The organism is Bacillus sp. JJ664, from assembly GCF_036962205.1.
In the GTDB taxonomy this organism is placed as follows: domain Bacteria; phylum Bacillota; class Bacilli; order Bacillales; family Bacillaceae_G; genus Gottfriedia.
Window position 1 is genome coordinate 22,024 of the sequence record NZ_JBALMS010000079.1, and the last position, 21,239, is coordinate 43,262.

Consider the following 21,239-nt stretch of genomic DNA (forward strand, 5'->3'; position numbering starts at 1 on the left):
CTACTAATGGAAAAGTTCAATCATATTTTAAAAAACGCATTAAATTATCGTGCGTCTGACCTTCATCTTTCAGTAGGATTACCACCAATACTCAGAATTGATGGTGAGCTACGTAAAGAGAATGAACCAGTTTTAACGAGTGAAGAGTTAATTGAATTCGGAAAATCAATTACGAATGAGGAACTATGGAATACTTTTAAAGTGAAAAAAGAAATAGATTTCTCGTTTTGTAATGAGCAAGGTAGACGGTTTCGTGTCAATATCTTTTATCAAAGCGAAAATGTCTCAATAGCCATTCGACCAATCACAGAAAACATACCTTCACTGAATGAACTGAAGTTACCAGATGTGCTTACAAAAATTGTAAATGCACCACATGGATTAATTTTAGTTACGGGTCCAACCGGAAGTGGAAAGTCTACAACATTAGCTTCAATGGTGGATTATATTAATGAAACACAACGTAAACACATCATTACATTAGAAGATCCAATTGAATACATTCATTCGCATAAAAATAGTGTCATTCAACAAAGAGAAGTAGGTAGAGATACCGATAGTTTTGCGAATGGACTACGCGCTTCCTTACGACAGGACCCAGATATCATATTAGTGGGAGAATTAAGAGATTTAGAGACGATTAGCACAGCAATTACAGCAGCTGAGACAGGACATCTTGTTCTTGCTACATTACATACTTCAAGTGCAGTTGCAACAGTTGAACGAATCGTTGATGTTTTCCCGGCAGATCAACAAGGGAAAATTCGATTGCAATTTGCGAATGTGTTTGTAGGGGCAGTATCGCAAAGATTGTTTCCTCGAATGGATGCTATGGGTAGAGTCGTTGCTACCGAAATATTGTTAAATAATCCAGCTGTTGCGAATTTAATACGGAGTGATAAACTTCACCAAATACCGTCAATTATGCAAACTTCTAAAGAACAGGGAATGCACACATTCCAATCTTCATTAATGGAATTTGTAAAAAACGGCGTTTTATCAATGAACACTGTAGCACCGTACGTTGAAGAGAGGGTTATGTAATATGGCACAATTTGAATATGTCGTACGGAATCAAACCGGTAAAAAGCAAACTGGAAAAATGAAAGGCAATTCTAAACGAGAAGTCTATGAACAACTAAAAGAGAAAAGGTATGGGATATTAGAAATTAAAGAAGTACCAGAAACTGTCCTAACACGAGATATTTCATTTGGAAAACCAATGAAATTAAAAGATTTTGTGATGTATTTAAGACAGTTTTCTACTTTATTGCGCGCTGGTGTTCCGATCCTGGATGCAACTCATATTTTAGCGGCTCAAACAGATTCAAAAGGTTTAAAAATTGCTTTGCAATCAATTGAAGAAGATATTCGTTCGGGGCAGTCACTGTCTACATCCTATGCGAAGCATCCAAGACTATTTAACAATTTATTTATTAATATGGTAAAAGCAGGCGAGAGTACAGGACAATTAGACGAAGCATTAGAAAGTATGGCTAATTATTTTGAAAAACAGCTAAGACTTAGACAAAAAATTCAGGCAGCAATGTCATATCCTGTCGCTGTTGGGATATTAGCAGTACTCGTTGTTATGTTTTTATTAGTAAAAGTGGTTCCAACATTCGTAGCAATCTTCGAGGATTTACAACAAGAATTGCCTGCTATTACGAAGTTCATCATAAATTCTAGTAATTGGATGAAATCGTATTGGTGGACCATTATACTCTTGTCAATTGTGATTTATGCGACTTTTTATATAATTAAGAATAATAAGAATAGTAAGTATTATTTAGACTATGCTATACTAAAATTACCTATATTTGGTACTTTATTCCGACAAAACGTCATCGCTCGACTTTCTAGAACACTTAGTTCTTTATTGTCGAGTGGTGTTCCAATCCTCGAAGCAATGCCTTTAGTGCAGGATGTTGTCGAAAACGAAGTATTCTCTCGCGCACTCCAAAAATCCCAGAACTCATTAAAAATGGGACAAGCCCTATCAGAGCCATTAAAAGAGCACTGGGTATTTCCACCAATCGTTTCACAAATGATTGCAGTCGGGGAAGAAACAGGTTCATTAGATCACATGCTTTTAAAAGTTTCAGAGTTTTACGAAGGGGAAGTAGAATATACTTCTGATCGTTTAAAAGCACTAATTGAACCGTTAATGATTATCTTTTTAACATCTATTGTTGGTGTGATCGTATTGGCAATTATTATTCCATTGTTTAAGTTATACAACTCATTCTAAAATTAAAAAAGGGGAGAAATGTAAAATGTTAAAAAAGCTATTTAAAAATGAGAAGGGCTTAACGTTAGTTGAACTTTTAGCAGTAATCGTAATCTTAGGGATTATCGCAGGAATTGCAGTACCAAGTGTAATGAAAATTATTCAAAAATCTCGAATTAATGCTGTTAAAGCAGATGCACTTCAAATAATAAGTGCAGCTAAAACGTATGTTGCCTCAAATCCAGATGATTCTGAGGTTACACAAACTGAATTAGCTGATTATGTAAATACAACTAAGATTGCCGACACTTATAAAGTTGCAGTTTCTAATGATGGAAAATCATTTAAACTGACAGCAGATGCAGTATCTGGTGCAGTTTCTGGAGTAACAATTTCAATAGATAATGCAACTGCAGAAGATATTAACGGCAGCACTGATTATGATAGTGCGGTTCAAATAGGGACACCTACTCCTTAAATATAGTTAAAAATATGGGTATGAGGCCAACATCCTCATATCCTTTCTTTATTTCTATTAAACTACCTAGAATGACGTAGAAGGGTTTGGTAATGATGATCCTCCTTTATCTTTATTTTTTCATATTAGGTCTTGTATTTGGCTCTTTTTTTAATGTAGTTGGGTTACGAGTGCCTTTAAAGATATCAATTGTTTCGCCTCGCTCGGCTTGTTCTAATTGTGGACATACTCTGCATTCGCGTGAGTTAGTTCCTGTATTTTCTTATGTTTTACAAAAAGGGAAATGTCGTAGTTGCGGAGTTCATATTTCGATATTATATCCATTAATTGAATTGATCACTGGATGTTTGTTTGTATTTGCTCTGTACCAAATCGGATTTCAAATAGAGCTACTAATTGCACTAACATTTATTTCTTTGCTTATTATTATTGTTGTTTCGGATTTAGCATATATGCTAATCCCAGATCGAATCTTATTATTCTTTCTACCAATATTTATTATTGAACGATACTATATCCCATTAGATCCATGGTGGAATAGTATTGTAGGAGCGGTAGGGGCATTCATAGTGTTATTTTTCATTGCAATTGTTAGCAATGGTGGAATGGGTGGCGGAGATGTTAAATTATTTGGTGTACTTGGTTTGGTATTAGGATGGAAGTTAATATTAATAACTTTTATGATTGCTTGTTTTATAGGGACGGTCTTTGGTTTGGCTTCAATGAAAGCTGGGAAAGTTGAGAAACGCAACCCCATTCCTTTTGGTCCATTTATAGCAATTGGTGGGCTGATTAGTTACTTTTATGGAAATGAATTATTAAACTGGTATTTATCAATTTTAGGGTAAGGAGAGTGACATTAATATGTTATTTCAATTAAGCCGAAAGAAAAGATACGCTAATATAGAAATTAAAGATCATGTCATTCGATTTACGGAAATGAAAAATAGCTTACCTCCAAAGCCTGATAAAATTGGTGAATTTCTTTTGCCAGATGGGGTTATTAAAAATGGGGAAATAAAGGACCGTTTAACATTTGAACTGATAATGGAAGAAGCTGTGGAAATATGGGGAATTAAACGAAAAACAATCCAATTCTTAGTTCCAGACCAAATCATTGTTGTGCGAAAGCAACAAATTCCTTCCTATCTATCAGTTGAAGAAATAAAAGGTTACTTATATATAGAGCTTGGAAGTTCAATTCATTTACCATTTGAAGATCCAATTCTTGATTTTACGATTTTAAATTCAAATGAGGAGTTTCATGAAGTACTTCTTTATGCAGCACCAGAAAATATAATAAATGAATATAAAGATATTTTAGAAGCTAGCAAACTCAAACCAATTACAGCTGATTTATCTTCATTATCACTGTTTCGTTTATATCAATTAATGAATGATACGGATCAACAAGAGAATCTAATGATCTTGAAAATCGACCAAAGTAACGCGACAATCGGAATCTATCAAAAAGGATTACCTATTTTTATTCAAAATGAAGTGCTCTCACAAGATGAGGGCATAAAGCATAATGATGAAGATCATATTAATCCTTTAATTGAGACGTTAAATGATTTAATAGATAATATTGGTCGGGTTATACATTTTTATAAATATAATATGATGAGTGGAAATGCTGATTTGAATCAAATTATTTTAACTGGTGATCATCCATTTATGCAATTAGCTTTAAACAAGCTAAACCAACAATATAGTTATCGAATTACTCATATGAATTATGAAATTGAACAAGTTCATGCAACTGAAGAAGTACCAACAAAGTATTATGCTTGCATTGGTCTTGGATTAAAAGAGGTGTAAATTGTGATTGTTAATATAAATCTATTACCTCAACGTGAAAAACGAAATATAGCAACCTATTTAGTTCTACTAGTTTTTTTCATCATCATTTCCTCAGCTATTATGTTTTTATATGTTATGATGCAAAATGAAGAAATTAGTAAATCAAGTAAACAACAACAATTAACATCGATCTCAGCACAGCTGATTGAACAAAATAAAAGTCAGCAATCGAGTGAAACTCAAACAGAAGTTTCAAAGCTGCAAACAGAAATAAATCAGTTGAAAAACTCAACAATTTCAACGGTTTTTGTCATTGATCAATTAACCAAACAATTACCAAAGTATGGCGTATTTGATTCATTAAATTATGAGAAAGATGGTAGCGTTGAGCTTCAAGTTAATTTTAATGAAAAACGAGAAGCAATCTACTATTTTGCTAGATTACAAAAACTAGATTGGATTAAGCAAATTAAAATCTCTTCAATTGAAGCGGAAAAAGATAATACGAATATAGAAAATGTTGAACTGGTTTATTCAGATTATGTTGCTAATTATGTAATTGAGTTAAATACCGATGAACTGAAGAAACTAAAGGAGGATGCTGAATGATTGTCAATTTTTCAAAAAAGCATCTAGTACATTCTCTTTTAGGAGTATTACTGACGATCGGCTTAATATTGTATGGGTATTTTATTGTCATCAATCCGATTAAGGATGAGACAAACAATTTAATCAGTCAAATAAAATTACAGGAAAAAGTCTTGAATAATAAGCAGACAAGCTCAACTGGTAAAACTACAGAGGTTAATACTAGTGATACGTCATTATTACAAAAAGAGCTTCCGGTAAAACCTTTAGAAGAACAAATATTGTTATATCTTGAAAAGGCAGAGGCTATTTCGAAAGTAAATATTACCTCGATTAGCTCTGGAAATTCTCAGGTAGATGATTCCCAATTATTAGTTGGTGAACTTCAAAATAACGATGGCAGCGAAACACAAGCGAATGACCAAAATAATGAAGCATCGACTTCTAAACAGGTGAATGAAGTTAGTTATAATCTCGAAGTTGCCTATTCATATTACGAAGAGCTACATGATTTCTTAACTGAATTAGAACATTCAGCTCGTATACTTCAAATTGATAGCTTGACAATTTCACGCGATGAGAACGAAACCACTTCAGTAGTGCCGATCAAGTCGACTGCAAGCATGGTCATTAAAGCATTTTATGTACCAAATTTAAAGGAATTAACAAAACAAGATCCAACAGTTGAAATACCAACTTCATGTGAGAAAAGAACGAACCCGGTAGAGATTCAAGATTGTAAGGAATAATAATAAAAAGGGCTACCCTAGGGGTAGCCCTTTACTTATGTTATGATAATAATTTTTGTTCAACACTTTCAATAACTGAACTCCATAGCGCTTTGTTTTCTACGAAGGTTTCACGGATCGTTTTTAAAACTGCCGTTTGTTTTTCTTGGAAATTAGGATCTTCTTTAGCTGGGAAATCTTTTTTCATTTCAGAAACTAGTCCTTCAACTTGCTCGGAACGAGGTCCCCATACTTTTACTTCATTTCCTTCTGTGTCCATAAAAATGAAAATTGGAATAGAACGCGATTTACCGTTTGTTAAGTATTGATCCATTAGCTCTAGGTTTTCATCACGAATTAAGAAGCGAGTATCTATGTTAGCAATTTCCGCCATTTTTTGAATGACAGGCACATTTAAAAGGGCATCTCCACACCAATCTGCTGTAAGTGCAACCACTTTCCAGTTTTTCTCTTTAAGAAAAGAAAGTTTTTGGGCTGTATCTTCCGGAATAGAAACTTCATTATAAATAAATTGAAGCTGTTCCTTATTAACACTCATTGAATCAACATATTCTCCAAACGTCATACCTTTATCAAACCATGAATTTAATGACATATATGCATTCTCCTTTTCCATTGATATATAGTATTATAACTCATTCGTTCAAAGAAGGAATGTTTTAAGACTTGCAGAATTATTATAATGTATATCATTTAAATACAGTTTAATAGGAGGTTCATGATGAGCACGTCGATTGAAGTGAATCAAAAACGAAAGCGCTTTCCAAAATGGCTGAAAATTACCTCAACAATTATCATCGTATTAATCTTACTAATAACCGGATCCGGTTTTTATTTAACTAAAAAGTCTTTGCCTGAAATTAAAGGGAACTTAGAAGTCGGGTTGTTAGAGCATAATGTGTCTGTCACTCGTGATACAAAAGGCGTTCCCCATATTGAAGCTAAAAATTTACATGATTTATATGTAGCTCAAGGTTTTGTAACTGCTCAAGACCGCTTGTTTCAAATGGATTTGAGTAGACGTCAAGCCTCGGGTCAATTAAGTGAAGTAATAGGAGATGCGACAGTTTATCGTGATTCATATTTCCGAACTTTAGGCTTACGCAGAGCGGCTGAAGCTTCATATAGTAAATATTCGAAGGAAGCCCAAAACGTACTAAATTGGTATGCAGAAGGTGTTAACGAATATATTAAATACGCGACAAAAGAAGGGAAATTACCTGTTGAGTTTAAAATTTTGCAGTATAAACCGACTGAATGGTCAGCCATTGATTCACTAGCAATTGGGAAGTATATGGCTTTTGATTTAGGTGGTCACTGGAATGAACAAGCATTTCGTTATTATGCAATGAATAAATTTCCAAAAGAAAAAGCATTAGAACTGTTTCCAGCAGATAATGACTTAGATCCATATATTATTCCTAGCAGCACTTCTAAAATTGATGTAGAGGAAAGCTTTGCTAGTGCAATTATTCCACCTACTTGGAATGGGAGTAATGACTGGGTTGTTAGTGGCTCGAAAACAAAATCTGGTAAACCACTTTTAGCAGATGATCCCCATTTAGGGTTAGCGACACCAGCAATTTGGTATGAAACGCATTTACAATCAATGGATATGAATGTCAAAGGAGTAATATTTGCCGGCGTGCCTGGTATTATTGTTGGTCACAATGATCATGTTGCATGGGGTGTGACGAATGTAGGTCCTGATGTACAGGATTTATATATTGAGAAACGAAATCCGAATAAACCTGACGAATTTTTATATGATGGTAAGTGGGAAAAGGCAACTGTTGTGAATGAGACGATTAAAATTAAAGATAAAAAAAGTAAAGTTTTACCGGTCATGATTACAAGACATGGTCCAGTAATTTCAGAGTTTGCAAGTGAAGCTGGAAAGGACACGGTATTCTCTTTACAGTGGACAGCCCTACAACCAACTAGAGAGCTAGAAGGCGTGCTTAAATTTAATGTCGCGAAGGATTGGGATACATTTAAAGAAGGCTTAGCTTTATTTGAGGCACCTGCTCAAAATTTTGTATTTGCTTCTGATGATGGAACAATTGCATATCGAGCAAATGGGAATATTCCGATTCGTAAAAAAGGTGATGGATTAATGCCGGTGCCAGGTTGGACAAGTGACTATGGCTGGAAGGGCTTTATACCATATGAGGAATTACCGACTTTAATTAATCCGGAAGAAGGGTTTATTTCAACAGCAAATAATAAAGTTGTTGATGATTCGTATCCATATCATATCTCTCATTCTTGGGCACAGCCATACCGCCAATTAAGAATAAGAGAAGTATTAAGTCAAAGTGATAAATTAACGGTAAAGGATATGCAAAATCTTCAAATGGATGAAATGAATTTACAGGCAAAAGAACATATGCCGAAATTTATCCAATCAATTTCCAAGCAAAATGAAGAATTAACATCTATTGAAAAATCAGCTTTAGCCGAACTTGAGAAATGGAATTATGTAGATGACAAAGATCAGGCATCACCACTTATTTTCCAAAGATGGATGACAGAAATTAATAAAGCACTATTTGATAAACAAATTTCTAAAGATATGATGGATTTATTCGGTGACCGTAAAGTGATTGTAGATCAATTATTACGTAATAGTCTAAGCGGAAAGAATGTTATTTGGATTGATGAAAAAGGTGGAATTGATCAATTATTGCTAGATACGTATCAAAAAACGATTAAAAACATTAGTGAGTCTGATAGTGATGATGTAGCAAAATGGAGTTGGGGAGACCACCACAAAGTAGAATTTACTCATCCTTTATCAAGTATTAAAGTACTAAGTTATTTCTTTAATGCCAAGGATCCAACTCCAGTGGGAGGCAGTTCAACAACTGTTAAAGCTGCAGGCTATGACGAGAACGGAATTGTCGATCATGGTGCATCTTGGAGAACAGTTGTAGATTTCTCAGATTTAAGTAAATCAGTTAATATTGTCGGTCCAGGTCAATCAGGAAATATTGGTAGCAAATGGTACAGCGACCAAATGGAAGACTGGGCGAATGGAAACTATCATACGACTGTTAGCAAAAATGTAAAAGGAATTAAAGAAATATTGAAGGCAGGAAAATAGAAAGAAGAAAAAAGGATAAAGGTAAGAAGAGAAACTCTTTTGCTTTATTCTTTTTTCTTGTGAACATTCTATCAACGTTTCAACCTGCATTAAGTCTAGTCGGGGGTTATGTAGATATAAAGACTCGTAAAAAGGTTTAGTATAGGTATATAGATTGAATTAACGTTAAACAACTGGAATAATTTAACATTTCATTGACAATATTCTTAATATTCCATTAACATTAGTGTGTTATTTTAAATATGCACGCACTAAAAAGGAGTGAAATGAATGATTCGTAAAAAATTATCCGTTTTAGCATTACTGATTTTGATGTTATCTCCAGTTTATTATTATGTAACACCACTTGTTTCTGCTGAAAATTCAAGTGATCCTGCTCCACAGTTACAGCCTGTTGGAACTGCAAATGGTAAAAAGATTTTATTCGATAATACTCATGGCCAAACAGCTGGTGCAGCAGATTGGGTATTAGATGGTGGTTTCTCTGATTTTGCAAACGCTTTAGCAAATAAAGGGTACTATGCAAAAGAGTTAAGAAAAAATAGTCCAATTACATATGAAGATTTACAAGGCTATAATGTGTTTATCATTGGAGAAGCAAATATACCTTACAAAACTTCTGAGCAAGCTGCTATGATTCAATATGTTCAAAATGGTGGAAGTATCTTTTTTATTGGTGATCATTACAATGCAGATCGTAATAAAAACCGTTGGGATGCTTCAGAGGTTTTTAATGGTTACCGTAGAGGAGCTTACTCAAATCCAGCTAAAGGTATGGGAACAGAGGAAGCAAATTCTGCAGCGATGCAAGGAGTTACTGGTTCGGATTGGTTATCTGATAACTTTGGGATTAGATTCCGTTATAATGCGATTGGAGATGTTACAGCTAATGATATAGTAGCGCCAAGCCAAGCATTTGGAATTACGACTGGTGTATCTACAGTTGCGATGCATGCTGGTTCAACATTAGCAATTACAAATCCCAACAAGGCAAAAGGGATCGTGTATCTTCCAACAACATCAGCAGCTTGGGGAAATGCAGTTGACCAAGGTGTTTATAATGGTGGAGGCAGAGCTGAAGGTCCTTATGCGGCGGTTTCAAAACTTGGTTTAGGAAAGGCAGCATTTATTGGTGATTCTTCACCAGTAGAAGATGCAACACCTAAATATTTACGTGAAGAAACTGGAACAAGTAAAACAACCTATGATGGGTTTAAAGAACAAAATGATGGTACATTACTTGTAAATATCATTGATTGGTTATCAAAGCAAGAAAGCTTTACTGCATTATCTCAAGTAAGCGGATTACAGCTTGATCAGGCTACTTCGTTATTAGCGATTGAAACTCCGCAAACATCAACTGAACCAGAAGCAGAGCCATGGGCTGCACCTGCTACAGGTTATAAATGGTATGATTCAACAACGTTTAAGTCTGGTTCATACGGATACGGCGCAGGCGGACCAGTTCAACCTGCAACATTAAATGAGAGTTTTGAGTCAGGTACAAAAACAGCTTATACTTCTGGCAATGTAACACTTTCAAGCGGTTCATGGTACTTCGATAATGCATTAATCGGAGATCTATCTGGGGATAAGAAAAATGGTACGAAGTCTGCACGTGTTCGTTCTGCTGGTGCTTTAACGATGAACTTCAATGTAAATGGGGCAACTAGCGTGAAAGTTACCCACGCAAATTTCAGTACTGACAGCGGAGCAAATTGGCAACTTCAAATGTCTACAAATAGTGGTTCTACATGGACAAATGTAGGAAGTGTAAATACAAGTACAGCTACTTTAGCAACTAAAACATTTACACTTACTCAAACAGCTCCTGTTAGATTCAGAATTGTCGTTTCAGGTACGTCAGGTCAGAGAATTAATTTCGATGATATTGTCATTAGTAATTAATTACTGCGCTCTTTAACAGCACAAGTTAATGACTTCGGAATATAACCGAAGTCATTTTTTTTATTACAAACAAAAGAAATGTTGATCTAGAATGAACGCGACCAACATTATACTTTTTGACCATATTTTTGGTGAGGTGAAGGTATGAAAATAAGAGAAGCAAAGATATCTGATGCATCAGGGATTGCAAAAGTACATGTTGATAGCTGGAGAACAACATATAAAAACATCATCTCAAATGAATTTTTGGAGAAGTTGTCTTATGAGCAAAGAACCAATTCTTGGATTCAGAACGTATCTAATCCAAATAACTATGTTTTTGTTGCAGAGAATAAGGAAGGTGAAATTGTTGGTTTTGCAGATTGCGGAAAAAGAGCAAGTAATCAAATAGACCATTCAGGTGATATAACATCTATCTATATTTTAGAAGAATATCAAGGGCAGGGAATTGGTAAGCAATTAATGCATCAAGTGTTTATTCAATGTAAGAAACTCGGTTTTAATAAAGTATTTGTAGAGGTTTTAGAAGACAATAAAACACGTTTTTTCTATGAGTATTACGGTGCAAAATTACGAAAGACAGATAAGATTAAAATTGGTGGTACTGATTTGAACTTGTTAGTATATGAATGGGATTGTATAACCGAAGCATTAAACATGTTATAAGGTATACGTTTTATTAAGTATCTGCTTTTTAAATGAAGTTACTTTTACTTCACTCCAACCCCAAGCTCTTATACTAGTAATTATTATGAGGTTGTACTAAAATATGAAAATAGGTTTGCTAAATTTCAAAGAAAAGGGGGCTGTGAAATGGATGGAATTGGATTAGTTCTAGAAGGTGGCGGTATGAGAGGCATATACACTGCTGGTGTACTTGATTATTTTTTAGAACAAAATATAGAAATTCCTTATGTAATAGGTGTTTCAGCGGGTGCATGCATGGGTTCTTCATATATTTCAAAACAACACGGTCGAAATAAACGTGTAAATACAGAATTTTTACAGCATCCAGATTATATTTCAATAAAAAATTTAATTCGTAATAAGCAATTATTTGGTATGGACTTATTATTTGATATTATTCCAAATGAATTGGATCCTTTTGATTTTAACTCATTTTATGGTGCTAATCAAAAATTCGTTGTTGGTACGACTAATTGTATAACCGGAGAACCTACATATTTTGAAAAAGATGAAATTGTAGATTCAAAAGATATGCTAAATATTATACGAGCTTCAAGCTCACTTCCTTTGATGGCTCCAATTGTTGAGTATCAAAGTCATATATTATTGGATGGTGGAATTGCAGATCCGATACCAATACTTAAATCTGAGGAAGATGGGAACAAGAAAAATATCGTTGTATTAACTCGAAATGCAGGGTATCGAAAAAAACCATCTCGTGGTAATTGGTATTTACAAAGAAAATATAGAGATTATCCGGGATTAATTCAAGCGGTAATAAAGCGTTATGAAGTTTATAATAAGCAATTAGAATATATAGAAGAACAAGAAAAAGCAGGCAATATTTTAGTCATTCGTCCATTACAAAAACTAAAAGTTGGACGTGTTGAACGAAATAAAGATCGCTTACTAGAGCTTTACAAAGAAGGCTATGAAGATGCAAAACGCCTTGGTGAGCAAGTGCTTGAGTTCATATCATATGAAAAAACGACCTGTTAATAAACAGGTCGTTTTTTTGGGGGTAGGGACATTTTATTAATCTTTATTATTGTCTTTATCGTTATCCTTGTCTTTATTTCCATCTCTTGAATCCATATATGCCCAATCATAATCTAAATATGGTTTCATACACCCACAAATAGGTTTCTTTTTACAGCAACAAACACAATTACAATGGCAATCATGATGACAGCAACTATGACAATTACAGCTGCGGTGACAGTCACATTGACAGTTATTTCGCCTGCAACGATCGTGGTCATCACAACAGCAATGGCGATTCCAATTATTACAATTAGAGTTCGAGTTGTGATTACTTTGGTTGTTCCACACAGTAGAACACCTCCTTGACATATCTACATAAACAAATTATGCAAAACTGTCCTAACTCGTTAAGGCTAGTACCTATATATTAATAAAAAAGCACATGAATCAATTTAGATTCATGTGCTTTCATCATTCCCACATTAATGTGGGAAGAAAATTAATTGGATTAAAAATAATACTGCGAATAAATAGATGACAGGTTTAATTTCTTTCGCTTTACCTTTAACGACTTTTAAAAGTGGATATGTGATAAAACCAAGTGCAATTCCTGTTGCAATACTTGAAGTCAGTGGCATTGTAATCACTACTAAAAATGCAGGGAAGGCTTCTTCAAAATGATCCCATTCAATATGACGTACATTTCCCATCATTAAACAACCTACTACGATTAGAGATGGAGATGTAATTGCTGCAACTTCTGAAATCGAGTTAACAAGTGGACTGAAAAATGCTGCAAAAACGAAAAGTATAGCTACGACTAAAGCAGTTAGGCCAGTTCTACCTCCAGCTGCAACGCCGGCAGTTGATTCAATATAAGCTGTTGTTGGTGATGTACCAAACATCGCTCCAATTGTTGTACCAAATGAATCTGATAACATTGCACGGCCAGTACGTTTCTCATCTTTGTTCTTTAATAATCCAGCTTGAGATGCTACCCCAAGGAATGTACCAGTAGTATCGAAAATAGTAACTAATAAGAATGAGAATACAACTGAATATAATCCATAATGTACTACGTCAGAAGCTGCAGTGATTGGATTTGCGATAATGATCCCATCAGGTAATTTTGGTAAAGAGAAAATACTTCCTTTTAAGTGAAGCTGCCCCATAAACGCTGCAACAATGGCAGTTGACACCATTCCAAAGAATAATGCGCCATTTACATTTAAGGCAAATAAGATAACTGTAATCGCTAGTCCAAATAAAGTTAGGACAACTTCTTTAGAATGTAGATCACCTAAGCCAACAAGATTACTTGGGTTAGCTACGATAATGTGAGATAAACGTAAACCGATAAAAGCGATAAATAACCCAATACCAACACTAATTGCATGTTTTAGTGTATTTGGTATTGCATCTATTAAATGAGTTCTAAATTTAGTCAATGATAAAATGACAAACAGTAATCCAGTAATAAAAACTGCAGAGAATGCTAATTGGTACGAAATGCCATGAGCTTTAGAAACTACTGAATATGCGAAATATGCATTCATACCCATACCAGGTGCAATTGCAATTGGATAATTTCCGAACAAAGCCATGAATAATGTCCCGACTAATGTTGCGATGATTGTCGCTGTGAACGCTTGTTGAAATGGTACACCAGCATCAGAAAGGATAATTGGATTCACGATGATAATATAAGCCATTGTTAAAAACGTTGTAAAACCAGCTACAACTTCTGTTTTAACAGATGTGTTTGCTTCATTTAATTTAAACATAAGTGTTCTCCTTATAAAAACGAATGATTTACTCAACAGTTATTAATAATATTCGTTTTTTGGCTATTGCGCAATACTTTTTTCAATAAAATATTTAAATGGCTTAAGATGAGTATTCCCAAAAGTACCATTTGGGTATGCTAATCTCGAATTATTTATAAGGAGGAATGAAAATGAATCAGAAACAGTATCCTACGAAATTTTCGCCACAGCACCAAAATAAACAACCTGGCATAGAAAAGGAAATGACGCCAATCCCTATTTCAGATGATCAAGATTATCAACCGAGTGGGAAATTAAAAGATAAGGTTGCCATTATTACAGGTGGAGATAGTGGAATTGGAAAAGCCGTTGCAATATTATTCGCTAAGGAAGGGGCATCTGTGTTTATTCCTTACTACGATGAAGATACTGATGCGAATGAAACAAAGGAAAAGATTGAAGGCTTAGGCGGCAAATGCGAAATTTTGAAGTGCGATATTCGAACAGAAGATGTATGTAAACAAATTGTACAAAAAACGATTGAGTCATTTGGGCAGGTCAATATCTTAGTGAATAATGCGGCTGTACAATTTCCTCAAAAGAACCTAGAAGATATTACTGAGGAACAATTAAAAAGAACATTTGAAACAAACATATATCCATTATTCTTCTTAACGAAAGCATGTTTACCACATATGAAGCAAGGTGACTCAGTAATCAATACAGCATCTGTTACCGCATATGCTGGTCACGATCAATTACTCGATTATTCTTCTACAAAAGGAGCCATTGTTACATTTACTCGGTCACTTTCTGCAAATCTTGCTCAAAAAGGCATAAGGGTAAACGGGGTTGCACCTGGCCCTATTTGGACTCCATTAATTCCTGCAAGTTTTGATGAACAAAAGGTTGGAAAATTTGGAGTAGATACACCTTTGAAGCGTGCCGGACAACCAGTAGAGGTTGCGCCTGCATATTTGTATTTAGCTAGTAACGAATCTTCTTATGTTACGGGGCAAATCATCCATGTTAATGGTGGGGTTATTGTAAACGGATAATCTAAAAGAGCCATGTACATTCATCTTGTACATGGCTCTTGATTATTAATACTTAGGCAGGAATGTGTGACAACAAGTTTCACCACTGTGAGCAGCAGAACTTGTTAAATCACCATCTAATACTGCGTTTTCGATTTTTTGATCATAGTCATTCGAATATTCATAAGCTTCGGTTTGTACAATGATAGAGCTTGCTTGACAAAAGTTTCCTTGTCCCCAATACGAACAGTTTGCAACGCTACATCTAATTTCAGGCATAATAACTCCCTCCTTTAACGTTATTTTCTTCATACTTTACAATCTCATTCAAGCTAAAATTTAGTACTTTTATGGAGGTTTTGATTTTAGTTCATATAAAATTTCTGAATAGTAAATAAAACATATTGTAAACTTTTGTAAGGTTTTGTAATGTAGAAGGAGAATTACTATTTATAACGAATAACTCTGATTAAGTATAGGAGGAGAAGCAGAATGAATTGGGAAACAACATATGAAAAATGGATTCAAACACCATCACTTGATGAAGAGTTAAAGGAGCAATTAAATGAACTAAAGAGTAATCACCTTATACTTAAGGAAAGTTTTTACCGAAACTTAGAATTCGGAACTGGTGGTATGCGTGGAGAGATTGGTCCAGGAACGAATCGTATGAACATATATACTATCCGCAAAGCTTCTGCTGGTTTCGCTAAATACATTGCAAGCTTTGGAGAAGATGCAAAAAATCGTGGAGTTGCGATTGCATTTGATTCACGTTATAAAAGTCCTGAATTTGCAATGGAAGCAGCAAAAACATTAGCTACTTTTGGGATTAAAGCATATGTCTTTAAAGAATTACGTCCGACACCGGAATTATCATTTGCAGTACGTGAATTAAACTGCTTTGGTGGAATCGTTATTACGGCAAGTCATAATCCACCTGAATATAATGGTTTTAAAGTTTATGGGGATGATGGTGGACAATTACCTCCTGCTGCCGCAGATCAAGTAATCGACCTTGTTAATTCATTCGAAAATGAACTTGAAATCGAAGTGAAAGCTGAAAAAGAATTAATCGAAAATGGTTTGATACATACATTAGATGAAAAAATGGATACATTATATGTAGAACAATTAAAAACCGTTATTGTGAATAACAAGCTTGTTCAAAAAGAAGGAAAAGATTTAAAAATCGTATTTACACCATTACACGGGACAGCTTTAATACCAGCAACAATGGCATTAAAAGCAGTTGGCTTTGAAAATGTCACGATTGTTGAGGAGCAAGCAATAGCGGACCCTAATTTCACAACAGTTAAATCGCCTAATCCTGAAGAACATGCTGCGTTTGAATATGCAATTCGATATGGTAAAGAAATTGATGCAGACGTATTAATTGCAACTGACCCAGATGCGGATCGCCTAGGGATCGCAACAAAAAATGAAAATGGAGAATATGTAATTTTGACTGGTAATCAAACAGGAGCTTTAATGCTTCATTACTTACTAAGTCAAAGTGAAAATATTCCTTCTAATGCTCTTTTACTGAAAACAATCGTAACATCAGAATTTGGCCAAGTCATCGCTTCATCATTTGGTGCAAAAACAATTGATACGTTGACAGGATTTAAATTTATTGGTGAGAAGATTAAAGAATACGAACAAACAAACGAGTACTCTTTCTTATTTGGCTATGAGGAAAGTTATGGCTACCTAATCAAGCCTTTTGTTCGTGACAAAGATGCTATTCAAGCGACTGTTCTTGCAGCTGAAATTGCAGCTTATTATAAATCAAAAGGTATGACATTGTTTGAAGGATTACATAGCCTATACGAGAAGTATGGCTTTTATTTAGAAGGTTTAAAATCATTAACTTTAAAAGGTATAGAGGGTACTGAGAAAATTCAAGAAATTTTAACTAATTACCGTCAAAATCCTCCTAAACAAATTAATGGTTTACAAGTAGTATCAGTTGAAGATTATAAACTTCAAGAAAGAACACTCCTTGCGACAGGTGAAAAGGAAGAAATACTTTTACCAAAGTCTAATGTATTAAAGTATCACCTTGAAGACGGTTCATGGGTATGTCTACGACCTTCTGGAACAGAACCAAAAATTAAATTTTACTTTGGTATTGTAGGAGAAAATCGTCAAGATAGTATCCAAAAATTAAACAGTTTAGAACAGTCTTTTATGGAGAAAATTCAAATATTAGTTTAAAAAAAGAGCGACTAATTTAGTCGCTCTTAGTATTTAGAAAATGAAATTGATGCTTTAGACCATCGAAAATAGTCTGAAGGTTATGTTCTACAGCTCTAAAGATGAAACCAATGACTCTTCTTCATATCTGTCATCTTTAGTTGCATGTTCAATATGTTGAAACATACCTTTTAATTTCTCGTCAATGACGGCAAGGTCACGCTCGTACTTAAAGGCGTGTAAAAAATGTTCAATTCGTTTTGAGAATAGCTCATCTTTCGTATTCACCATTAGGACAATCAGTTTGTCCCATTGACAGCAATAGGTGTAATACAATGCTAAATCATAATCGGATTGTGCTTGCATTGTGTACCTCCTTCTTAGGGGGTACAAATAGTTTATGAAGAAATGCCCCAAATAGCCTTGAGAGAATTTAACAATGCGATAAACTCTCATTAATATGGCGTTTATAAATATTGTTAGGAATATAAGTTTAGGGAGAAGGAAAGGAAGAATGACTGAAAAAGCCAAAAGAAATGGAGAAAAACGGTAAAAGGGTAAAGATAAGAATGAAAATAAATGTATTAGGAACAATAAAATGTAACTAAGAACAGTAATTTTTTATTTTAACAAACCGTAATAGCTTTTTTGTCATTTAAAGGTACCGAAAATGAAATTTTATATTGCCTCCAGTTTAAGTAATAAAGAACAGGTTAGGTATTTAGCGTCTTGCTTAAAAGAAAAAGGATTTTTACATACATATGATTGGACGAAAAACGAAAATGTAGATACGATTGAAAAATTAGCAACAATCGGTGAAGCAGAGAAGGCAGCTGTAATGGATGCAAATTTCCTTATTTTAGTATTACCAGGTGGGTTTGGTAGTCATACTGAACTTGGAATGGCCATTGGAAGTGGGAAAAGAATCTATATATACTCAGCGTCAAATGAACCATTTAATCCAGAAAAAACAACAACATTCTATCATATAGATGGAATCAGTAAATATATTGGGGATTTTGACCAATTTGTCGGACACATTATTAAGATGGAACTTGCAAAAAACGCATGAAGAGAGATCTTCATGCGTTTTTTTGTTTTCCAAAAAAGACGAATTTTCTTAGTGAAACGCATATGTATTAAGTAGTGAACTAACTATTCGTTTCATGAAATGACAACTCTGTTCATAGAATGATGATAGAAGAGACAGGAGGAGAGTGTGATGAAAGCAAGCGAATATAAAGCCTTGGAATATGCGATTGATGAAATTACGGAGATTGCGAAAGGATTTGGGTTAGATTACTATCCTATGAGATACGAAATTTGCCCTGCAGATATCATCTATACTTTTGGCGCATATGGCATGCCAACACGATTCTCTCACTGGAGCTTTGGTAAGCAATTTTATAAAATGAAGCTTCACTATGACCTTGGATTAAGTAAAATTTATGAATTGGTCATTAACTCAGACCCATGCTATGCATTCCTTTTAGATACAAATTCCCTGGTTCAAAATAAGCTTATTGTAGCACACGTATTAGCCCACTGTGATTTCTTTAAAAACAATGTTCGATTCTCTAATACGAAAAGAGACATGGTTGAAAGTATGGCAGCAACAGCTGAGCGGATCAAACAATATGAACATTTATATGGAAAACAAGAAGTTGAAACGTTCTTAGATGCGGTACTATCTATACAAGAGCATATTGATCCATCACTAATCCGTCCCAAATTAGCTTATGATTTAGAAACTGACTTTCCATTAAAAGAGAAAAAGCGAGTTACCCCTTATGATGATTTATGGAATATGGATGTAAGTAAAGAAAAGCGAAACGATTCAAATCTCATTCCAATTAAACGCAAACAATTCCCACCTCAACCCGAAAAAGATATCCTCTTATTTATAGAAGAATATTCAAGAGAATTAGAAGAATGGCAACGAGATATCTTGACGATGCTTCGTGAAGAAATGCTTTATTTCTGGCCACAGTTGGAAACGAAAATTATGAATGAAGGTTGGGCAAGTTTTTGGCATATTCGAATCATGCGAGAGCTAAATCTTGATTCAAGTGAAGCAATCGAATATGCAAAGCTTAACGCAGGTGTAGTCCAACCATCAAAAACAAGCATTAATCCTTACTACTTAGGACTTCGAATGTTCGAAGATATAGAAGAACGATATAATAACCCAACAAAAGAAATGATAGAACTAGGGATCAAGCCAGGCAGTGGTCGAGAAAAAATGTTTGAAGTACGTGAATTAGAATCTGATAGCTCTTTCCTACGAAACTACTTAACGAAAGAACTCGTGATGAGAGAAGACATGTACTTATTCCAACGCCAAGGAAAAGAATACAAGGTCATCGACAAAGCATGGGAAGCAGTAAGGGATCAATTGGTCGTTAGCAGAGTAAACGGTGGGTTCCCTTATATAGTGGTTCAAGATGGAGATTATTTAAAAAATGGTGAGCTTTACTTGAAACATTCTTATGAAACGATGGAACTCGATGTTAAATATGTAGAGAAAGTTATGCCGTATATTCATCAACTTTGGGGTAGAGGTGTACACTTGGAGACGAATATTGAAGGGAAGTCAGTGTTATTTAGTTACGATGGAAAGAATATTCATCGAAAATATATTTAAAACAGACTGTCTGAATCTCTTAACTTTTGTACTTTGTCAAAAAACTAAAACCACCTTAGAGTAGGTGGTTTTTCTCTAGCTTTATCTATTCGGGACTTTTGATATATACAGTTTTACACTCTTAAAAATGACAAAACTTCCTTTCAAACATCTATGAAGAACATTGGATTCGTGTGAACTAATACTTAAATACATTCAAGTATAATCACCGAACGAATAGTAAGGAGGGTGACATGATCCTAAATGTTGCTGAAATGGGATTTTATGATCTTTTCTCTTTTTCCCATATCGTTACGCTAATTGTATTTTTTACGTTATGTTTTCTTGGAATCATTTACAGAAATAATATTGAGCCTTATAAGAAACCAATCAAGTGGATCCTTTTTATTACTTTACTTTCATGCTTGATCGGATTTCAAATATATCTTGTTTTAATTGATGGTTGGAAACCGAAATATCTTCCATTACAACTGTGCTCATTCAGTGCGTACTTTGCATTGTATTTATTCTTGAAAAAAGATAAAAATGTATTTAATATCTTATTTTTTATCGGCATACTACCTCCGATTCTAAGTATGCTAACACCTGATTTGGTATACAAGTTTCCTCATTTTCGATTTATTAGATATTATCTTCAACATTCCGCAATTCCTTTGTCAGTTTTATATTTTATCTTGTTTGAAGGGTATCGAGTTTCAAAAAAAGCCATTTGGTCTACCTTTATCTTTTTGAATATACTTGCTGTACCAATTTATTTATTGAACGTAAAAATTGATACAAACTTTTTTTTCTTGATGAGTCCGGCACTAGAAAGCAAAACCTTATTAAACTATTTCGGAAATGGAATTATGTATTATATTAATATTGAAATCGTAGCAGTGATCTCGCTTTATGTAACTTATATACCAATGGGGATTTTAAAGAAAAAAGAAAGAGAAAGTATGATGAAGGTTGAGGTAGAAGGATAAATTCGTTAATAAAACCACCTTTTTAAAGGTGGTTTCATTGTGTAGTAAAAACTAATATATACATTATAAATAATGTAAGAGCACTCTAATAT

The 21,239-nt window shown here is 34.3% G+C and carries 21 protein-coding genes; 17 read left to right on the top strand and 4 right to left on the bottom strand.

Translation table 11 applies throughout. The features are described from left to right. Window positions 1–6 precede the first annotated feature (6 nt). The 7 genes from V7056_RS13660 (at window position 7) to V7056_RS13690 (ending at window position 5,848) form a co-directional block, all read left to right on the top strand. Window positions 7–1,044, top strand: a complete 1,038-nt coding sequence (locus V7056_RS13660; RefSeq protein ID WP_499702789.1) for a type IV pilus twitching motility protein PilT — start codon at window positions 7–9, stop codon at window positions 1,042–1,044. A 1-nt stretch (window position 1,045) separates the two neighbouring features. After that, window positions 1,046–2,251 (top strand): type II secretion system F family protein, encoded by a 1,206-nt coding sequence (locus V7056_RS13665; RefSeq protein ID WP_499702791.1) that lies wholly within the window; start codon window positions 1,046–1,048, stop codon window positions 2,249–2,251. Between the two features lie 25 nt (window positions 2,252–2,276). Continuing rightward, on the top strand, window positions 2,277–2,708 hold the full coding sequence (locus tag V7056_RS13670; RefSeq protein WP_499702792.1) for a type IV pilin protein: 432 nt from the start codon (window positions 2,277–2,279) through the stop codon (window positions 2,706–2,708). Between the two features lie 92 nt (window positions 2,709–2,800). Then, window positions 2,801–3,556, top strand: a complete 756-nt coding sequence (locus tag V7056_RS13675; protein WP_499702794.1) for a prepilin peptidase — start codon at window positions 2,801–2,803, stop codon at window positions 3,554–3,556. A gap of 16 nt (window positions 3,557–3,572) precedes the next feature. Continuing rightward, window positions 3,573–4,529 carry a type IV pilus biogenesis protein PilM gene (gene pilM, locus V7056_RS13680; protein ID WP_499702796.1) on the top strand — a complete coding sequence of 319 codons (957 nt, stop codon included), beginning with the start codon at window positions 3,573–3,575 and terminating at the stop codon, window positions 4,527–4,529. 3 nt (window positions 4,530–4,532) lie between these two features. Next, complete coding sequence (locus V7056_RS13685; RefSeq protein ID WP_499702797.1) at window positions 4,533–5,120, top strand: PilN domain-containing protein; 588 nt, start codon at window positions 4,533–4,535, stop codon at window positions 5,118–5,120. Beyond that, entirely contained in the window at window positions 5,117–5,848 is a 732-nt protein-coding gene (locus V7056_RS13690) for a hypothetical protein (protein ID WP_499702799.1), read from the top strand. Before V7056_RS13685 ends, V7056_RS13690 begins: the two co-directional genes overlap by 4 nt. A gap of 40 nt (window positions 5,849–5,888) precedes the next feature. Here the strand turns inward: V7056_RS13690 and V7056_RS13695 are convergent, their stop codons facing one another. Beyond that, window positions 5,889–6,443 (bottom strand): thioredoxin family protein, encoded by a 555-nt coding sequence (locus V7056_RS13695; RefSeq protein ID WP_499702801.1) that lies wholly within the window; start codon window positions 6,441–6,443, stop codon window positions 5,889–5,891. Between the two features lie 126 nt (window positions 6,444–6,569). Between V7056_RS13695 and V7056_RS13700 the strand changes: the two genes are divergently transcribed. From V7056_RS13700 to V7056_RS13720, 5 genes are all read left to right on the top strand, one after another. Next, complete coding sequence (locus V7056_RS13700) at window positions 6,570–8,954, top strand: penicillin acylase family protein (protein ID WP_499702803.1); 2,385 nt, start codon at window positions 6,570–6,572, stop codon at window positions 8,952–8,954. Window positions 8,955–9,224: 270 nt separating this feature from the next. Then, a complete protein-coding gene (locus tag V7056_RS13705; RefSeq protein ID WP_499702804.1) occupies window positions 9,225–10,862 on the top strand; it encodes an Ig domain protein group 2 domain protein in 1,638 nt (545 codons plus the stop codon). Window positions 10,863–11,006: 144 nt separating this feature from the next. After that, on the top strand, window positions 11,007–11,528 hold the full coding sequence (locus V7056_RS13710) for a GNAT family N-acetyltransferase (RefSeq protein ID WP_499702806.1): 522 nt from the start codon (window positions 11,007–11,009) through the stop codon (window positions 11,526–11,528). A gap of 147 nt (window positions 11,529–11,675) precedes the next feature. Continuing rightward, entirely contained in the window at window positions 11,676–12,548 is an 873-nt protein-coding gene (locus V7056_RS13715) for a patatin-like phospholipase family protein (protein WP_499702807.1), read from the top strand. 186 nt (window positions 12,549–12,734) lie between these two features. After that, entirely contained in the window at window positions 12,735–12,899 is a 165-nt protein-coding gene (locus V7056_RS13720) for a hypothetical protein (protein WP_499702809.1), read from the top strand. A 116-nt stretch (window positions 12,900–13,015) separates the two neighbouring features. Here V7056_RS13720 and V7056_RS13725 read toward each other — a convergent pair whose 3' ends face one another. Next, on the bottom strand, window positions 13,016–14,317 hold the full coding sequence (locus tag V7056_RS13725) for an NCS2 family permease (RefSeq protein ID WP_499702811.1): 1,302 nt from the start codon (window positions 14,315–14,317) through the stop codon (window positions 13,016–13,018). A 167-nt stretch (window positions 14,318–14,484) separates the two neighbouring features. On the opposite strand from V7056_RS13725, the gene V7056_RS13730 reads away from it, so the two are divergent. Continuing rightward, entirely contained in the window at window positions 14,485–15,357 is an 873-nt protein-coding gene (locus V7056_RS13730) for an SDR family oxidoreductase (protein WP_499702813.1), read from the top strand. A 45-nt stretch (window positions 15,358–15,402) separates the two neighbouring features. On the opposite strand, the gene V7056_RS13735 is transcribed toward V7056_RS13730, so the two are convergent. Next, window positions 15,403–15,615, bottom strand: a complete 213-nt coding sequence (locus V7056_RS13735) for a DUF1540 domain-containing protein (protein WP_087999755.1) — start codon at window positions 15,613–15,615, stop codon at window positions 15,403–15,405. 213 nt (window positions 15,616–15,828) lie between these two features. On the opposite strand from V7056_RS13735, the gene V7056_RS13740 reads away from it, so the two are divergent. Next, the gene (locus V7056_RS13740; protein ID WP_499702815.1) at window positions 15,829–17,556 is read left to right on the top strand and encodes a phospho-sugar mutase; all 1,728 of its coding nucleotides are present in this window, start codon (window positions 15,829–15,831) and stop codon (window positions 17,554–17,556) included. An 87-nt stretch (window positions 17,557–17,643) separates the two neighbouring features. Here V7056_RS13740 and V7056_RS13745 read toward each other — a convergent pair whose 3' ends face one another. Continuing rightward, window positions 17,644–17,901: a YhdB family protein gene (locus V7056_RS13745; protein ID WP_499702817.1), complete on the bottom strand. Its 258-nt coding sequence runs from the start codon at window positions 17,899–17,901 to the stop codon at window positions 17,644–17,646. 304 nt (window positions 17,902–18,205) lie between these two features. Between V7056_RS13745 and V7056_RS13750 the strand changes: the two genes are divergently transcribed. From V7056_RS13750 to V7056_RS13760, 3 genes are all read left to right on the top strand, one after another. Then, on the top strand, window positions 18,206–18,607 hold the full coding sequence (locus V7056_RS13750; RefSeq protein ID WP_499702819.1) for a group-specific protein: 402 nt from the start codon (window positions 18,206–18,208) through the stop codon (window positions 18,605–18,607). Between the two features lie 150 nt (window positions 18,608–18,757). Then, window positions 18,758–20,179 (top strand): SpoVR family protein, encoded by a 1,422-nt coding sequence (locus V7056_RS13755; protein ID WP_499702820.1) that lies wholly within the window; start codon window positions 18,758–18,760, stop codon window positions 20,177–20,179. Between the two features lie 233 nt (window positions 20,180–20,412). Further along, complete coding sequence (locus V7056_RS13760; protein ID WP_499702822.1) at window positions 20,413–21,147, top strand: YwaF family protein; 735 nt, start codon at window positions 20,413–20,415, stop codon at window positions 21,145–21,147. Window positions 21,148–21,239 lie beyond the last annotated feature (92 nt).

Coding starts and splice junctions, on each gene's coding strand:
- V7056_RS13705 (WP_499702804.1), top strand. CDS start 9,225: ATGATTCGTAAAAAATTATCCGTTTTAGCATTACTGATTTTGATGTTA.
- V7056_RS13715 (WP_499702807.1), top strand. CDS start 11,676: ATGGATGGAATTGGATTAGTTCTAGAAGGTGGCGGTATGAGAGGCATA.
- V7056_RS13760 (WP_499702822.1), top strand. CDS start 20,413: ATGATCCTAAATGTTGCTGAAATGGGATTTTATGATCTTTTCTCTTTT.
- V7056_RS13660 (WP_499702789.1), top strand. CDS start 7: ATGGAAAAGTTCAATCATATTTTAAAAAACGCATTAAATTATCGTGCG.
- V7056_RS13690 (WP_499702799.1), top strand. CDS start 5,117: ATGATTGTCAATTTTTCAAAAAAGCATCTAGTACATTCTCTTTTAGGA.
- V7056_RS13750 (WP_499702819.1), top strand. CDS start 18,206: ATGAAATTTTATATTGCCTCCAGTTTAAGTAATAAAGAACAGGTTAGG.
- V7056_RS13725 (WP_499702811.1), bottom strand. CDS start 14,317: ATGTTTAAATTAAATGAAGCAAACACATCTGTTAAAACAGAAGTTGTA.
- V7056_RS13665 (WP_499702791.1), top strand. CDS start 1,046: ATGGCACAATTTGAATATGTCGTACGGAATCAAACCGGTAAAAAGCAA.
- V7056_RS13740 (WP_499702815.1), top strand. CDS start 15,829: ATGAATTGGGAAACAACATATGAAAAATGGATTCAAACACCATCACTT.
- V7056_RS13730 (WP_499702813.1), top strand. CDS start 14,485: ATGAAAATGAATCAGAAACAGTATCCTACGAAATTTTCGCCACAGCAC.
- V7056_RS13695 (WP_499702801.1), bottom strand. CDS start 6,443: ATGTCATTAAATTCATGGTTTGATAAAGGTATGACGTTTGGAGAATAT.
- V7056_RS13675 (WP_499702794.1), top strand. CDS start 2,801: ATGATGATCCTCCTTTATCTTTATTTTTTCATATTAGGTCTTGTATTT.
- pilM (WP_499702796.1), top strand. CDS start 3,573: ATGTTATTTCAATTAAGCCGAAAGAAAAGATACGCTAATATAGAAATT.
- V7056_RS13745 (WP_499702817.1), bottom strand. CDS start 17,901: ATGCAAGCACAATCCGATTATGATTTAGCATTGTATTACACCTATTGC.
- V7056_RS13670 (WP_499702792.1), top strand. CDS start 2,277: ATGTTAAAAAAGCTATTTAAAAATGAGAAGGGCTTAACGTTAGTTGAA.
- V7056_RS13720 (WP_499702809.1), top strand. CDS start 12,735: ATGACAGCAACTATGACAATTACAGCTGCGGTGACAGTCACATTGACA.
- V7056_RS13755 (WP_499702820.1), top strand. CDS start 18,758: ATGAAAGCAAGCGAATATAAAGCCTTGGAATATGCGATTGATGAAATT.
- V7056_RS13735 (WP_087999755.1), bottom strand. CDS start 15,615: ATGCCTGAAATTAGATGTAGCGTTGCAAACTGTTCGTATTGGGGACAA.
- V7056_RS13700 (WP_499702803.1), top strand. CDS start 6,570: ATGAGCACGTCGATTGAAGTGAATCAAAAACGAAAGCGCTTTCCAAAA.
- V7056_RS13710 (WP_499702806.1), top strand. CDS start 11,007: ATGAAAATAAGAGAAGCAAAGATATCTGATGCATCAGGGATTGCAAAA.